Source organism: Bradyrhizobium sp. MOS001, from assembly GCF_004634465.1.
Taxonomy (GTDB): domain Bacteria; phylum Pseudomonadota; class Alphaproteobacteria; order Rhizobiales; family Xanthobacteraceae; genus Bradyrhizobium; species Bradyrhizobium barranii.
The window spans coordinates 1-14,081 of record NZ_SPVJ01000026.1 but is presented as its reverse complement, the minus strand read 5'-3'; the positions used below and the strand labels follow the sequence as shown (position 1 = coordinate 14,081).

Here is a 14,081-nt window from a genome sequence, read left to right as displayed (position 1 = left end):
ATACTTGCCGAGATCGGCTTTTTCGACCTCATCCGGCGTTGCACCCTCAATTTGATTTTGGCAAGCTTGTGACCGACCAGGGCCACACCTTCGTGCAAGGGGCGGCCCTGTTCAACATAAGGGCGCCCACCGCATGACGGAAAAACAAAAGGCGCCGGGGGTACGTACATCAAGGATCTGAGGCAAAAATCACATGACAGCATTATGGTTGATAGTGCTCTGCGGAGTGCTTTCCATCGTCTACGCGATCTGGGCGACGTCTTCGGTGTTGAGTGCGGATGCGGGGTCACCGCGCATGCAGGAAATTGCAGGCGCAGTCGCTGAAGGCGCGCAGGCGTATCTGCGGCGCCAGTATACGACGATCGGTATTGTCGGCGTCGTCATCTTCGTCCTGCTTGTCTATTTCCTTGGTCTCTACGTCGGCATCGGCTTCTTGATCGGCGCCGTCCTGTCGGGGGCGGCCGGCTTCATCGGCATGAACGTCTCGGTTCGCGCCAATGTGCGCACCGCCCAGGCAGCGACCACGTCGCTTGCCGGCGGCCTCGAGCTCGCCTTCAAGGCAGGCGCCATCACGGGCATGCTGGTGGCGGGTCTCGCGCTGCTCGGCGTGACCCTCTATTTCGGCTTCCTGGTGCACTCGCTGAAACTGGCGCCTGATAGCCGTCTCGTGGTCGACGCCCTGGTGGCGCTCGGCTTCGGTGCCTCGCTGATCTCGATCTTCGCCCGTCTCGGCGGCGGCATCTTCACCAAGGGTGCGGACGTCGGCGGCGACCTCGTCGGCAAGGTCGAGGCCGGCATCCCCGAGGACGATCCGCGCAACCCGGCCACCATCGCCGACAACGTCGGTGACAACGTCGGCGACTGCGCCGGCATGGCCGCCGACCTGTTCGAGACCTATGCGGTGACTGCGGTCGCCACCATGGTGCTCGCGGCGATTTTCTTCGCCAAGACGCCGATCCTCATGAACATGATGACGCTGCCGCTCGCCATCGGCGGCATCTGCATCATCACCTCGATCATCGGCACCTTCTTCGTGAAGCTCGGGCCGAGCCAGTCGATCATGGGCGCCCTCTACAAGGGCCTGATCGCAACCGGCATCCTGTCGCTGATCGGAATCGCTGGCGTGATCTACTATCTGATCGGCTTCGGCAAGCTCGACGGCGTCGACTACACCGGCATGTCGCTGTTCCAATGCGGCATCGTCGGCCTCGTCGTCACCGCGCTGATCATCTGGATCACCGAATACTACACCGGCACCGACTATCGGCCGGTGAAGTCGATCGCCCAGGCGTCGGTGACCGGTCACGGCACCAACGTGATCCAGGGTCTCGCCGTCTCGATGGAAGCGACCGCGCTGCCCGCGATCGTCATCATCGCCGGCATCCTGGTCACCTACAGCCTGGCGGGCCTGTTCGGCATCGCGATCGCGACGGCCACCATGCTGGCGCTGGCCGGCATGGTCGTCGCCCTCGACGCCTTCGGCCCGGTCACCGACAACGCCGGCGGCATCGCCGAGATGGCGGGCCTGCCGAAGGAGGTGCGCAAGTCGACCGACGCGCTCGATGCGGTCGGCAACACCACCAAGGCGGTGACGAAGGGCTACGCGATCGGTTCCGCCGGTCTCGGTGCCCTCGTGCTGTTCGCGGCCTACAACCAGGACCTCAAGTTCTTCGTTGCGGACTCCGCGCACCATCCGTACTTCGCCGGCGTCAATCCGGACTTCTCGCTCAACAACCCCTACGTGGTTGTCGGCCTGCTGTTCGGCGGCCTCTTGCCGTATCTGTTCGGCGCGATGGGCATGACTGCGGTCGGTCGCGCGGCAAGCGCGATCGTCGAGGAGGTGCGCCGGCAGTTCCGCGAAAAGCCGGGCATCATGCAGGGCACCGACAAGCCGGATTACGGCAAGGCGGTCGACCTGCTGACCAAAGCGGCGATCAAGGAGATGATCATCCCCTCGCTGCTGCCGGTGCTGTCGCCGATCTTCGTCTACTTCGTGATCTATGCGATCGCGGGTGGCGGCCCGGCCGGCAAGTCGGCTGCGTTCTCCGCGGTGGGCGCGATGTTGCTCGGCGTGATCGTGACGGGCCTGTTCGTCGCGATCTCCATGACCTCGGGCGGCGGCGCCTGGGACAACGCCAAGAAGTACATCGAGGACGGTCACTTCGGCGGCAAGGGCAGTGATGCCCACAAGTCGGCGGTGACCGGCGACACCGTCGGCGATCCCTACAAGGACACGGCGGGACCGGCCGTGAACCCGATGATCAAGATCACCAACATCGTGGCCTTGCTGCTGCTGGCGATCCTCGCGCACTGAACGGCGCAAGCGACACACGACAAAACCCCGCGGCGCGAGCCGCGGGGTTTTTGTTTGATGGGCTGGAGGCTCTCACCACGTCATTGCGAGCGTAGCGAAGCAATCCAGAATCTTCCCGCGGCGAAAGTCTGGATTGCTTCGCTGCGCTCGCAATGACGGATGTGGTGCCTACTGCACGTCCATCTGCAGGCCTTCCTTCTGGATGATGCCGGCGAACTTCTTCGTCTCGGCGTCCACGAAGTCGGCGAACTGCTGCGGCGTGCCGTAGTCGGCGCGGGCGCCCATGGCGGCGATGTTCTTCTTGATGTCGTCGCGCTCCAGCATCGCCTTGACTTGAAGATTGAGCGCTTCCAGCACGGCGGGCTGCACACCCTTCGGCAGGAACACCGAGAACCACGACGACACGTCGAAATTGGCCAGCTCCGGCGCGCTCTCGCGCATGGTCGGCAGGTTCGGCGCGAGGTCGCTACGGTCGGTCGTGGTGACGCAGAGGCCGGTGAGGGTGCCGTTCTGCACCTGCGGCAGGCTCGGATAGAGATTGTCGAACAGGATCTGGATGTCGCCGGCCAGCGCGGCCTGGAGCGCGGGGCCCGCGCCGCGGAACGGGATGTGCGTCATCTTCAGTCCGGTGAGCTGGAGAAACCAGGCGCCGGTGAGGTGAGGGCTCTGGCCGACGCCGGACGAGGCGTAGCTGAGCTTGTCCGGGTTGGTCTTCAGATATGCGATCAGCTCGGCGACCGACTTGATGCCGGTCTTCGGATGCGCTGAGACGATGTTCGGGATCCGGATCATGTTGGAGACCGGCTGGAGCTGGTCCGGCTTGTAGGTGAGGTTCTTGAAGATGCTGTAGGCGATCGCGTTCGGCCCGGGGTTGCCGATCAGGATGGTGTGGCCGTCAGGCTTGGCGCGGACGGCCTCGGCCGTGCCGATCGTACCGCCGCCGCCGGAGCGGTTCTCCACGACCGCCGACTGGCCCCAGGCGGTCTGCAGATGCGCGGCCAGCAGCCGGCCCATGACGTCGGTCGAGCCGCCGGCCGCGGCCGGCACGATGATGCGGACGTTTTCAGTGGGCTTCCAGTCCGCCAGGCTCGATCGCGGCAGGATCGCTGCGGCCGAGAGGCCGGCAGCACCGGCGAGCACGCGACGGCGGGACAACAAAGTCTTGGGCACGAATCCACTCCCTGCTTCTTGTTTTGCAGGGAGCGTATGGAACCGGGCGCGCAACGGCAAGCCGCACGCGACGGCAAGTGCCGCGCGGAGGGCGGCACGACGCCGCAGGCTGAAGACTCAGTTAAAGCTGAGCAGCTTGAACAGCGGCGTGAGGTAGTTCATCTCCTGACCCGACGTCGCCGTGGTCCGGCTGATGAAGTCGAAGATCTTGCCGTCCTGAAGGCCGTAATTCGCCAGCCGGCGCACGCGCCGATTCTTGTCGAAATAGACCGCGATGACGCGCTGGTCGACCACCTTCTGGTTCATGAAGGCGACCATCCGCTCCGAGCGCTGCGAGATGTAGTAAAACACCTCGCCGTCGAGGGTTGCGACCGTGGAGGGGGTGCCCATCACGATCAGCACCTGGTCCTGGCTCGCGCCGATCGGAATCTGCTCCAGCGCGCCGGGCGGCAGGATGTAACCCTTCTGGAACTGCTCGCCGGTGCAGCCGGCAAGGGCGGCGCCGACCAGGGCGACGGCCGCGAGCATGCGCAAACCGCGCCAGCGTGCATGAAGGCCGCGCGGCTTGTTGGCGCGCAGGCTGGTCTGGTTCGTTATCGTCATCGTGGAACTGATTCCGTCCCCTTGCGTCGCGCGAGGCGCTGAAGTACCGGGCGGAGACTGCAATTGCAACACGCGCACGCCCGCTTGCGGAACCCACAATGGTTTGGCCGTTCAATCACTTCAGGAAACCCCGGCAAGCCCCGCGCGGCACCATTGAAGCCATCTATGGCATGATCGTGACGCAGGCGCGAGAACCCATATTTTACCGCGACTTGGGCGTGCCCGATACGGTTAACGGGCGTTTCGATCTGTTGCTGCTGCATCTCTGGCTGCTGCTGCGACGCCTGCGCACGGTCCAGAGCGTCAACCAAGGCGCCAACCAGGGCCAAGGCGCCACGGAGCTGTCGCAGGCGCTGTTCGACCGTTTCTGCGAGGATATGGACGACAATCTGCGCGAGATGGGGATAGGCGACCAGACCGTGCCGAAGCGGATGCGGGCCTTCGGCGAGGCGTTTTACGGCCGCGTCCAGGCCTATGACCAGGCCATCGAAGGCGGCGGCGAGGCGCTGGCAGCCGCCATCTGCAAGAATATCCTGAATGGGACCGGCATGGACCAGGCGCGGCGGCTCGCGGCCTACGCCCGGGCCACCGAGGCCGATCTCGGCCGGACCGACGCGGCCACGCTGCTGTGCGCATCCTTCAAGTATCCCCCAGCGCTCACTGAGGACATCACCCGATGAGCCGACCGAACGCCGAATCCAGACCCGATCCCTGGCGGTCCCCCGTCATCGTCGCGCAGATCCCCGACACCGGCCTGCACCGCAAGCTCGAGGCTTCAGTCGCCGAACTGCAGGCCATCGCCGAGGTCGGCGGCTTGCGGGAGGTGCTCTCCGCCCAGGCTGCTTTCGAGGTCGTCCCCAAGAGCGGCGGCCGGATCCAGGTTACGGGGCACGTCCGCGCCCGGATCGGCCAGACCTGCGTCGTCACCCTCGATCCGATCGAGAGCGAGATCGAGGAAGACGTCGACCTGGTGTTTGCCCCGGAAGCCGAGGTTCGGAAGATGGCCGACCTGATCGAGGAGGGGCAGGACGACGCGGAGCCGCCGGAGGTGATCGATCCGCCGGAGGCAATCGTGAACGGCATCATCGATCTCGGCCGGATTGCCACCGATGCCCTGTTCCTGGCGGTCGATCCCTATCCGCGCAAGCCGGGCGTCAAGTTCGAGGCCGAGGTCACCGCGCTGGACCCCGAGGACCATCCGTTCGCGGCGCTGAAGGCGCTCCAGGACAAGAAGAAAGGCAAATAGCTGGGCATTCCCGGTGGGGATCGCTTTGCGGGGAGCGTGAGATGCCTGTCCGGATGCTTTGAAAGGAGCTTATATCTGTTTGATTTCAATGCGCTTATTGTGAATTTTCGCCGCCGCCCGCGGGTCGCCCCGAATGCAAAAGGCTGGGGGCAAGAGGTTGTTTCGGGATAACAAAACGCTATTGTCGCGCCCCGGTCCGGGCGCCGCGTGGCGCCTGACCGGTCGCCATGTCCATGGCGGACCCATTTTGCGGCACCGCTCGTTCAAGACCGCACCAGACCAGGTTTCCAGGACTTTTATGCCAAGCAAGGTTCGCATCGCGCTTGACGCCATGGGGGGCGACGTCGGCGCCGCCGTGGTCATTCCAGGCGCCGCCATCTCGCTTCACAGGCATCGCGAGATCGAATTCCTGCTGGTCGGGGACCGCGCCAAGATCGAGCCCGAGCTCGAGAAGCATCCCGCCCTCAAGGCCGCTTCGAAGATCATCCATACCGACGTCGCCGTCGCCATGCATGATAAGCCGAGCCAGGCACTGCGGCGCGGCCGCAAGACATCCTCGATGTGGCTCGCCATCGACGCGGTGAAGAAGGGCGAGGCGGATGTCGTGATCTCCGCCGGGAATACCGGCGCGCTGATGGCGATGTCGCGCTTCCACCTGCGCACGCTGCCGGGCATCGACCGCCCGGCGATTGCCGGGGTATGGCCGACCAAGCGCGGCGAATCGGTCGTGCTCGACCTCGGTGCCGCCATCGGTGGCGACGCACACCATCTGGTGTCGCTCGCCGTCATGGGCGCCGCGATGGCGAGCGTCCTGTTCGACAAGCCCCGGCCCACGGTCGGCCTGCTCAATATCGGGACCGAGGAGATCAAGGGGCACGAGGAGATCCGCGAGGCCGGGGACAGGCTGCGTGCGGTGAACCTGCCGGAGCTCGATTATCTCGGCTTCGTCGAGGGGGATGGTATCGGCAAAGGGCTGGCCGACGTCATCGTCACCGAAGGCTTCAGCGGCAATATCGCGCTCAAGGCCGCCGAGGGAACCGCACGGCAGATGGCGGAATTACTCCGCAACGAGATGCAGCGGAGCTGGCTGTCCAAGCTCGGCTACCTCTTGGCGCGCAGCGCCTTCAAGGCCCTGCGGGACAAGATGGACCCGAACAAGTCCAACGGCGGCGTGTTCCTTGGATTGAACGGGATCGTGGTCAAGAGCCATGGTGGAATCAGCTCCGAAGGCTTTGCCTATGCGATCGATGTTGGCTATGAGATGGCTCACTACGATCTCCTGAACAAGATCAATCAGATGCTCAACCGCGAGGGTGGTGCACTTAGTTCCGTGCAGACCGCGCAGGAGGCTGTTTCGTGACTCAAATTCGTTCGGTCGTGCTGGGCTGCGGCTCTTATTTGCCGGAGCAGGTGGTGACCAACGCCCAGCTGGCGGCGCGCATCGACACGTCCGACGAATGGATCGTGCAGCGCACCGGCATTCGCGAGCGGCATATCGCGGCCGAGGGCGAGTTCACCTCGCATCTGGCGATCAAGGCGGCGCAGGCTGCGCTCAGCGACGCCGGCGTGGACGCGCAGTCGATCGAGCTGATCGTGCTTGCGACCTCGACGCCTGACAACACCTTCCCCGCAACCGCGGTCGCGGTGCAACACGCGCTCGGCATCAACCATGGCGCGGCGTTCGATCTCCAGGCGGTGTGCTCGGGCTTCGTGTTCGCGCTCGCCACCGCCGACAATTTCCTGCGCACCGGCGCCTTCAAGCGCGCGCTGGTGATCGGCGCCGAGACCTTCTCGCGCATCCTCGACTGGAATGATCGCGGCACCTGCGTGCTGTTCGGCGACGGTGCCGGCGCGGTGGTGCTGGAGGCACAGGAGCAGCCGGGCAATGCCGCGACCGACCGCGGCGTCGTGACCACTCACCTGCGCTCCGACGGCCGCCACAAGGCAAAGCTGTTCGTCGACGGCGGTCCGTCCTCGACCCAGACCGTCGGCCATCTGCGCATGGAGGGCCGCGAGGTCTTCAAGCACGCGGTCGGCATGATCACCGACGTGATCGTCGACGCCTTCCAGACCACCGGGCTCAATGCCGACAGCATCGACTGGTTTGTGCCGCACCAGGCCAACAAGCGAATCATCGACGCCTCCGCCCACAAGCTCCACATCGCGCCGGAGAAGGTGGTGCTGACGGTGGACCGCCACGGCAACACCTCGGCGGCCTCGATCCCGCTGGCGCTGTCGGTGGCGCGCAAGGACGGCCGCATCAAGCGCGGCGACATGGTTCTGCTGGAGGCGATGGGCGGCGGCTTCACCTGGGGCTCCGCGCTGGTGCGCTGGTAGCGCCACATTCGATAAAATTTTGCCGGAATTAGCCGCGATTATCGATGCGCCTGCATTGATGAGCGCTGTTGACCGGCGTATCGTAACCTCATAATTTCAGACAACAATTGTTCGCCGTGATGTGGGGCAGGGCGATGACCGACCAAAGCAAAACCGTAACGCGTGTTGATCTCTGCGAGGCCGTCTACCAGAAGGTGGGCCTGTCGCGCACGGAATCGTCTGCGTTCGTGGAACTCGTCCTGAAGGAGATCACCGACTGCCTGGAGAAGGGCGAGACGGTGAAATTGTCCTCTTTCGGCTCCTTCATGGTCCGCAAGAAGGGTCAGCGTATCGGCCGCAATCCGAAGACCGGCACCGAGGTGCCGATCTCGCCGCGCCGCGTCATGGTGTTCAAGCCGTCGGCTATCCTGAAGCAGCGGATCAACACCCAGCATCGCGGCAATGGCGACGCCAGCAAGGCTCAACCCGAGGCTTAACCGCCTGCGCGAAGGATTTGGCATTTGGACAAGGCGCCGGATGCGTTCCGAACCATCAGCGAAGTAGCGCAGGAACTCGACATTCCGCAGCACGTGCTGCGGTTCTGGGAGACCCGATTCTCCCAGATCAAGCCGATGAAGCGCAGCGGCGGCCGCCGCTACTACCGCCCCGACGACGTCGATCTGCTCAAGGGCATCCGCCGCCTGCTCTACGGGGAGGGCTACACCATCCGCGGGGTGCAGCGGATCCTCAAGGAGCACGGCGTCAAGTCGGTGCAGGGCCTCGCCGACGGCGCGGCCGCGGTCTCGTTCGGGGCCATCGAGGACGCCATCGGCGCCAGCCTGATGGAGCCCGACGATGACGACGAGGCGCCCATCAAGGGCGTCACGGATGCCGACGAAGACGACTACCAGGGCGACGAGGAGGAAGGCATCGACTTCCGCTTCACGGAGGTCGACGACGAGGACATCCTCACCACCTTCCGCAAGGGCGGCACTCCCGCCGCACCTGCCGGGCCCAGCGCCATCGACCGGGAGCGGCTCGGACGGGTGCTCGCTGACCTCGTCGCGTGCCGGGAGATGCTGGATCAGGCGCTGAAGGACGGCTAGGGGACTTTTTGCGAGCTTTGCCGGCAGTTCCGGGGGCTGTGGGCGCGGACGCCAAAATGCTGCGACCTCGCCTTGCGCAAAGCGGCGATCCTAGCTAATGGAACGACGTTCGGAGCGTGGCGCAGCCCGGTTAGCGCACTAGTCTGGGAGACTAGGGGTCGGAGGTTCAAATCCTCTCGCTCCGACCAATAAAATCAAGGACTTATTCTCGGGCGGGCAGGGGCAATTCTTACCCTGGGGAAACCTTGGGGAAACTCTGCCAACCTTCGCTGTGATGTCAGTCAGACCTCCTTTGTCTCGACGATTAATTTAATGTTGAGTCCGCGGCCGCGCTTGCTGCCTTGAGAGCCGGACCTGATCGGACCTGATCTAATCCGGCTTTGTCACGTCGGTCACCAAAACGACGGTTCGCGCCGCATGGTCGGTCGGAAGACGTGCACGCAACACCGCTTCCATTTCGTCGGCGACGTGAGGCGCGGCTGAGCGTCCGGAGGGAGGGGAATCGTCGTGGGCCGACCATCCGCGAACCAAAAGACGACATAGATGCCGACGCCGAGCGCCTCTGGATTGTGGGCGTAGAACCTCTCCAGCCCACCGTCGGGCGTCGTCCACATCGGAGTGATAGTCTCGCTTGATCTCGCAGAGAATCTTGCGACCTGGCATCGTCACCGAAATATCGGCGCGGCGGTCACCCGCCATGTGCCCTTTCAGATTCGAGGCTTATCCCTAGCGCCGCTAGGCGCAGCCGCAAGAGCGTGACTAGGTCGTCGCGGCAGGCCTCCTCGGGCCGCGGTGACACGAACCGCCCGTGGCCGTCGAGGTTCCAGAACCTGCGGTATATGTGGTATCGGTGCGGATGCGATTGCGCAGGTCGTCAAGATGGCTGACGAGCACCGCATGGAGGTCCGCGACGGTGGCGGGCTGCTTGTTGTCGAGCGCGCGCACAGTTCGAGGCCAGTCAGGACGATCATATTCGGCCTCCCGTCGGCGAGCGCGCTGGTTTGCTAGCGCGTGCTGTATTCAGGCCGATAGGCGCCAAGGATGGCATCTGACTCGAGACGAGACAGCGCGTTGGTGGCCGCCGGCGTGGGGTTCGCAGACAGGCCATTGACCCAGGTCGCGAACGTAATCGACCGCATCCCAGGCGTGGCGGTCACCGCTCCAACCGCCGGTCGGATATCCTGTGGGAGGGTAGAGCGAGGCCGGCGAGGCGAATAAGGGCCTCAATCTGCCCCAGCGAAGGTGTAGGCCCCGGCGCGCCTCGTTGCGGCTGTAGCCGCTGAAGTCACGCAAATCGAAAAGCCGCCATCAGCAGTTCATGAAGCGGACAAGTGTTCGCACTCGGGAAATCTCGCAACAAGCCGAGCACAGTGTCTTCGCGGAAGGCTGCAAGCGCCTCATGTGTCCGCAGATCGCGCGTTCCGTCGGGATGCTGCTCGCCGCGCGCCAGGTTCCTCCGTGCCAGAGCCTCATAAGCTTGGCGTACGAGCTCGCTGCTTTCATCGAGCGCAACCAAGCTGAGATCGACAAAGTGGAGGGTGAACTGGCCTCTCGTGCAAAGGACATTTCATATTTGGGGTGACTGCACGGCGTGCTCGAGACCCGCCGGTTTGATCGCCAACCGTTTGCCCCAACCGTCTACAGTTGGGCCTCCAAGGCTGCCTTATCGATAATCCATCGAACACGTACGATCTTGTTGTTGCCGAACTGGTAGAAGACGTTCTCGTGGAATGAAACGCGCCTGCCGTTCACCGGCAAGCCGAGAAATACGCCTATTGGAGAGCAATTGAACCGGAGCCGACTTCCCAGATAGGGATAATCGCTAATCATCATTTCCACGTTGAAGCGAAGGTCGGGAATTGCCGCGTAATCCCGTTTCAGCATTTCACGATACCCGGACAGGCCAAGGGGATTGTCGTTATGGATAACGTCGTCGGCGACGAACGTGCCCAAGCGCAACCAAGCTTGCTCATTCAGGCAGTCGATATAGTCGCGATAAATCTGCTTTAAGTCCATTACTGGCAACCTTTGGCAACCAGACCGCAGAGGACGGCCGCGCCATCTTATGGGGAGCGACGCGGCCGAGAAGTAAACCTTACAGGAACCGAGCTTACTTCATGTCGCCTGGCGCCACCTTCGTACCGCCCTGGTCGCTACCGGGGCCGGAGCCGCCTTGGCCGGACGCGTCGGGTTTCACCATTCTGCCTTTGGCCATGCCGTCCTTGCTCATGCCGGTGGTGCCCTTGGTCATCGAACCCTTCTCCGTGTTGTGCATGCCAGGCTTCTGCATGCTGCCGGACTGCGGAGCGGGGCCGGAAGTCTGAGCGAAGGCGGAGCCGCACATGAGACCGAGGGCGGCGGCAGCGATAATGATCTTCTCCATCGAATACTCCTGTTTGGATTGTACGGGCCAACGAGAGCGCTGAAATCATGTTCCTATTGACTCGATGTTCCTGCTCTGTTCTTGTGGGCATTTCACAGGATGCCCATGCCTGACCTCAACTACATCCGCTCGGAGATCGAGCGCATGCGCGTGCAAATAGGCCGCCAGCGCAAAGAGATCCTCCAGTTACGGCGGGCTGGGGTAGCGACAGCTTCAGCCGAAGCCCTCCTGAGCCGAATGCAGGCGAAGGTCGATGACCTCTGCGCCCAGCGTGACGAGAAGAAGAAGTCCGAGCCAGGGGAAGTTAGGACTTAAGAGTTAGGAGGCCGGAAGTGGTAGCTGAGCGACCGAAGTATTTTTCCGACATGCAGGACCCACCGGAATTCCTGAAGTCGCTCGACGAGACGCGCCGGCTCTCGTGCCGCGAGGGATGGTGCCGGGCGCACATCGAAGCCATCCAGGTTGCGATTGACCAGTATGCTGAGGCAGCAATGGGCAATCGTGAGTTCTTCTTGAACAAGCCGCATAGCATCGGGCCGAGCCGAAGCAAGAGTGAGATTCCCTAAACGATCCGAGCGCCGTTCTCTTTATCACATCGCGTTCGCCCGCTGTTCGAGAAGCGTTCTCAAAAATACAACCTGCAAAGGCACTCGCGGTTGTAGGAGAGCCAGAGTGTATTCACTCATGGAACACGTCTCCGCTTCCCCAGTTGCAGACTCGTCGAGTAAGGTAGGCAGACTGCCCGCCCACGGCCCCTGGCGGCGGTTTTTTACTGTGAGTTGCGTAAGTGGCAAGGCGTACCAGACCGGTGATGCCGGGCTTCATCAAGCCTCAGCTCGCCACCCTCAAGAAGAAGGCTCCCTCGGGCGAGGACTGGATTCACGAAATTAAATACGACGGTTACCGCGTTCAATTCCATATCGACGGTGACACTCGCAAGGCCTTCACCTGCAACGGTCACAATTGGATTGAGCGCTTCTCCGTCATTGCCGGCGCGTTTGACCTTTCATCTCAGGCCATCATCGACGGCGAGGTCGTAGTCGTTCACGAAGGCCGTACCAACTTTTCCGAATTGCAGGCCGAGCTCGCAGGGGGCCGTCAGGATCGTTTGCAGTATTACGCCTTTGATCTCCTTTGGCTGGATGGCCGGGACCTTCGGAAGACCTCCCAGCTTGCGAGGAAAGAGCTGTTGAGGGAGTTATTCGACACGCATGGCATAGAACCGCCCGCTCTGTACAGCGAGCACGCCGAGGGTGACGGGCAGGAGCTGTTCGAGGCCGCTGCACGGTTGAACTTCGAAGGCATCGTCTCCAAGCGTGTTGACGCTCCGTACCGATCGGAGCGGACTGAAGCCTGGTGGAAGATGAAGACCGTCCAGCGCACGGAATTTCCCGTGGTCGGGTTCGTCAAAGACCCACCGGGGTAGCCGCTCTTTACCTCGGCAAGAAGGAGGGCAAGGATCTGGTTTATAGAGGTAAGGTAAGGACCGGCTGGTCTCGGACCGTCTCCAGTGACATCCGCAAAAAGCTAGAGACCGTTGTCAGCCTGAAAACCAAGCTCACCAAGCCCATCAAGAAGCCTAAGGCCACCTGGGTAGTGCCAAGATACTTTGCCGAGATCGAGTACCGGGACATCACTTCAGAAGGGCTGCTTCGCGCTAGTTCATTCAAGGGTCTGACCCGCAAATAGGAACGCCGGCACCGGGAAAGGTTGCAAGAACGACCGGCCACTCTTGCGAAGCTGCCGGTCTACTGCGTTGGAGCATAGTTCAATAGACACTCTTAGAAACGTCTCGAGCGGAAGTGAATGAAGTGCCGGATTGCTAGCGGCAGTAATGCAAGCTCGGGCGGTGGAAAGGCGTTGGGCAAAGTACCGCGAGCCTCGCCCGAGCAGGAAGATTGGCAGGAAGGTCGGACAATCCAAGGGGGTGCTTGCGCGTGGGTCAAGCAAGATCTAACGTATGATTGCATTTAAGGATTTATGACTGCGCGGACTGCCGATCGTGGCTCTCCCGCGGATTGGAGGGGCAATGTTGCGGCGTCCCTTTTGTCTCGCATGCTTTTGCAGCGGCCTGGTTTTTGGCGCTCGAAAACGATGGTTCATCGTCTTAGTCATTCGCTGATGCCTGCGGTCGCAGAGGCACAGGTGCGCATAATCTGTCAAACTCCAAGTTCTTGGTGTGCGTTTTTGGTCCTGCCGCGCCAAACGGAACGTCCTGTCGTTGCGGGACCGTCGGCGGCTTCTCGTTTGTAGATCCGAAGAACTTTCTGCCGCAGCCGTCGCCGTTGCCTGAGCAGCCTTCGTTACCTCAGCAACTTCCCTCTCGGTTACCTCAGCCGTTTCCGCAGCTTCCCCAGCCGCTGGGGCCTACCCAGACCGATCCAGCAGACTGTTATCGTGGACTCGGGAATTGCCCAGGAACTTTCGGTGGCGACACTCAGCTCATTGAAGAAAGCCCGTTTTAGCTCTGTCCACCGTACTGCACCACAAAATGAGTAAAACAGAGGCGTATATCGCAGAAATCTACGCTCTGCTCTGTCGCAGTGCGATGAACAAAGAGTACTTTGGCGCTGAGCTGCATAGGACGCAGAGACTAAACGATGTACTTGAAATCTTGATCACCGTAGGAACTGCCGGAAGCGGAATTTCCGCCTTCACAATATGGAAGTTCGAACCATACGGTCCTTGGGTGTGGGGCGCTTTAGCCGGAACCTCCGCGATACTGGCCATCGCCAAGCCGATCATTCAATTGAACAAGCGCATCGAGCGCCTGACGCGTTTGTACATTGGCCACACCGACAACCATACAAGCCTACTGGTTGTAGAGAACTGAGGTGACACCGGTGCGGATTCCGATGATCTCGCCCGGGTGTACCGATTTGATCTCGCCCAGGATTCCGAGATGATCTCGCCCACCCTTCCGATTTGATGTCGCCCGGGGCG

The 14,081-nt window shown here is 62.4% G+C and carries 16 protein-coding genes and 1 tRNA gene; 12 read left to right on the top strand and 5 right to left on the bottom strand.

Going from position 1 to position 14,081, the window contains the following annotated elements; all coding sequences use genetic code 11:
- Positions 1-193: 193 nt before the first annotated feature.
- Positions 194-2,314 (top strand): sodium-translocating pyrophosphatase, encoded by a 2,121-nt coding sequence (locus tag CT676_RS26660; RefSeq protein WP_071913231.1) that lies wholly within the window; start codon positions 194-196, stop codon positions 2,312-2,314.
- 168 nt (positions 2,315-2,482) lie between these two features.
- Here the strand turns inward: CT676_RS26660 and CT676_RS26655 are convergent, their stop codons facing one another.
- Positions 2,483-3,484 carry a tripartite tricarboxylate transporter substrate binding protein gene (locus tag CT676_RS26655; protein ID WP_039147814.1) on the bottom strand — a complete coding sequence of 334 codons (1,002 nt, stop codon included), beginning with the start codon at positions 3,482-3,484 and terminating at the stop codon, positions 2,483-2,485.
- 117 nt (positions 3,485-3,601) lie between these two features.
- Positions 3,602-4,087, bottom strand: a complete 486-nt coding sequence (gene bamE, locus CT676_RS26650) for an outer membrane protein assembly factor BamE (RefSeq protein WP_028152489.1) — start codon at positions 4,085-4,087, stop codon at positions 3,602-3,604.
- Between the two features lie 98 nt (positions 4,088-4,185).
- On the opposite strand from bamE, the gene CT676_RS26645 reads away from it, so the two are divergent.
- The 7 genes from CT676_RS26645 to CT676_RS26615 all read left to right on the top strand — a co-directional run bounded on the left by CT676_RS26645 (position 4,186) and on the right by CT676_RS26615 (position 8,943).
- On the top strand, positions 4,186-4,767 hold the full coding sequence (locus CT676_RS26645; protein WP_135215690.1) for a ubiquinol-cytochrome C chaperone family protein: 582 nt from the start codon (positions 4,186-4,188) through the stop codon (positions 4,765-4,767).
- Positions 4,764-5,333 (top strand): DUF177 domain-containing protein, encoded by a 570-nt coding sequence (locus CT676_RS26640; protein WP_135215689.1) that lies wholly within the window; start codon positions 4,764-4,766, stop codon positions 5,331-5,333. The genes CT676_RS26645 and CT676_RS26640 overlap by 4 nt, the downstream gene beginning before the upstream one ends.
- 298 nt (positions 5,334-5,631) lie before the next feature.
- Complete coding sequence (plsX, locus tag CT676_RS26635; RefSeq protein ID WP_063982863.1) at positions 5,632-6,693, top strand: phosphate acyltransferase PlsX; 1,062 nt, start codon at positions 5,632-5,634, stop codon at positions 6,691-6,693.
- Positions 6,690-7,670 carry a beta-ketoacyl-ACP synthase III gene (locus CT676_RS26630; protein WP_038957963.1) on the top strand — a complete coding sequence of 327 codons (981 nt, stop codon included), beginning with the start codon at positions 6,690-6,692 and terminating at the stop codon, positions 7,668-7,670. Before plsX ends, CT676_RS26630 begins: the two co-directional genes overlap by 4 nt.
- A gap of 134 nt (positions 7,671-7,804) precedes the next feature.
- Positions 7,805-8,146, top strand: coding sequence for an integration host factor subunit alpha (locus CT676_RS26625; RefSeq protein ID WP_028152484.1), 342 nt, complete (start codon positions 7,805-7,807; stop codon positions 8,144-8,146).
- A 24-nt stretch (positions 8,147-8,170) separates the two neighbouring features.
- Positions 8,171-8,755, top strand: a complete 585-nt coding sequence (locus CT676_RS26620) for a MerR family transcriptional regulator (RefSeq protein WP_071913245.1) — start codon at positions 8,171-8,173, stop codon at positions 8,753-8,755.
- 110 nt (positions 8,756-8,865) lie between these two features.
- Positions 8,866-8,943: transfer RNA gene (locus CT676_RS26615), tRNA-Pro, on the top strand.
- Positions 8,944-10,040: 1,097 nt separating this feature from the next.
- Here the strand turns inward: CT676_RS26615 and CT676_RS26610 are convergent.
- The 3 genes from CT676_RS26610 to CT676_RS26600 all read right to left on the bottom strand — a co-directional run bounded on the left by CT676_RS26610 (position 10,041) and on the right by CT676_RS26600 (position 11,138).
- Positions 10,041-10,271, bottom strand: a complete 231-nt coding sequence (locus CT676_RS26610; RefSeq protein WP_135215688.1) for a hypothetical protein — start codon at positions 10,269-10,271, stop codon at positions 10,041-10,043.
- Positions 10,272-10,393: 122 nt separating this feature from the next.
- Positions 10,394-10,771 carry an ester cyclase gene (locus tag CT676_RS26605; RefSeq protein WP_135215687.1) on the bottom strand — a complete coding sequence of 126 codons (378 nt, stop codon included), beginning with the start codon at positions 10,769-10,771 and terminating at the stop codon, positions 10,394-10,396.
- A 94-nt stretch (positions 10,772-10,865) separates the two neighbouring features.
- Positions 10,866-11,138 carry a hypothetical protein gene (locus tag CT676_RS26600; protein WP_135215686.1) on the bottom strand — a complete coding sequence of 91 codons (273 nt, stop codon included), beginning with the start codon at positions 11,136-11,138 and terminating at the stop codon, positions 10,866-10,868.
- Between the two features lie 332 nt (positions 11,139-11,470).
- Between CT676_RS26600 and CT676_RS26590 the strand changes: the two genes are divergently transcribed.
- The 4 genes from CT676_RS26590 (at position 11,471) to CT676_RS26580 (ending at position 13,971) form a co-directional block, all read left to right on the top strand.
- Positions 11,471-11,704, top strand: a complete 234-nt coding sequence (locus CT676_RS26590; RefSeq protein ID WP_135215684.1) for a hypothetical protein — start codon at positions 11,471-11,473, stop codon at positions 11,702-11,704.
- 245 nt (positions 11,705-11,949) lie between these two features.
- Entirely contained in the window at positions 11,950-12,564 is a 615-nt protein-coding gene (locus CT676_RS26585) for an RNA ligase family protein (RefSeq protein WP_244623275.1), read from the top strand.
- Positions 12,495-12,827, top strand: a complete 333-nt coding sequence (locus CT676_RS45390) for a hypothetical protein (RefSeq protein ID WP_244623273.1) — start codon at positions 12,495-12,497, stop codon at positions 12,825-12,827. The genes CT676_RS26585 and CT676_RS45390 overlap by 70 nt, the downstream gene beginning before the upstream one ends.
- 802 nt (positions 12,828-13,629) lie before the next feature.
- Entirely contained in the window at positions 13,630-13,971 is a 342-nt protein-coding gene (locus CT676_RS26580; RefSeq protein ID WP_135215683.1) for a hypothetical protein, read from the top strand.
- Positions 13,972-14,081: the final 110 nt, after the last annotated feature.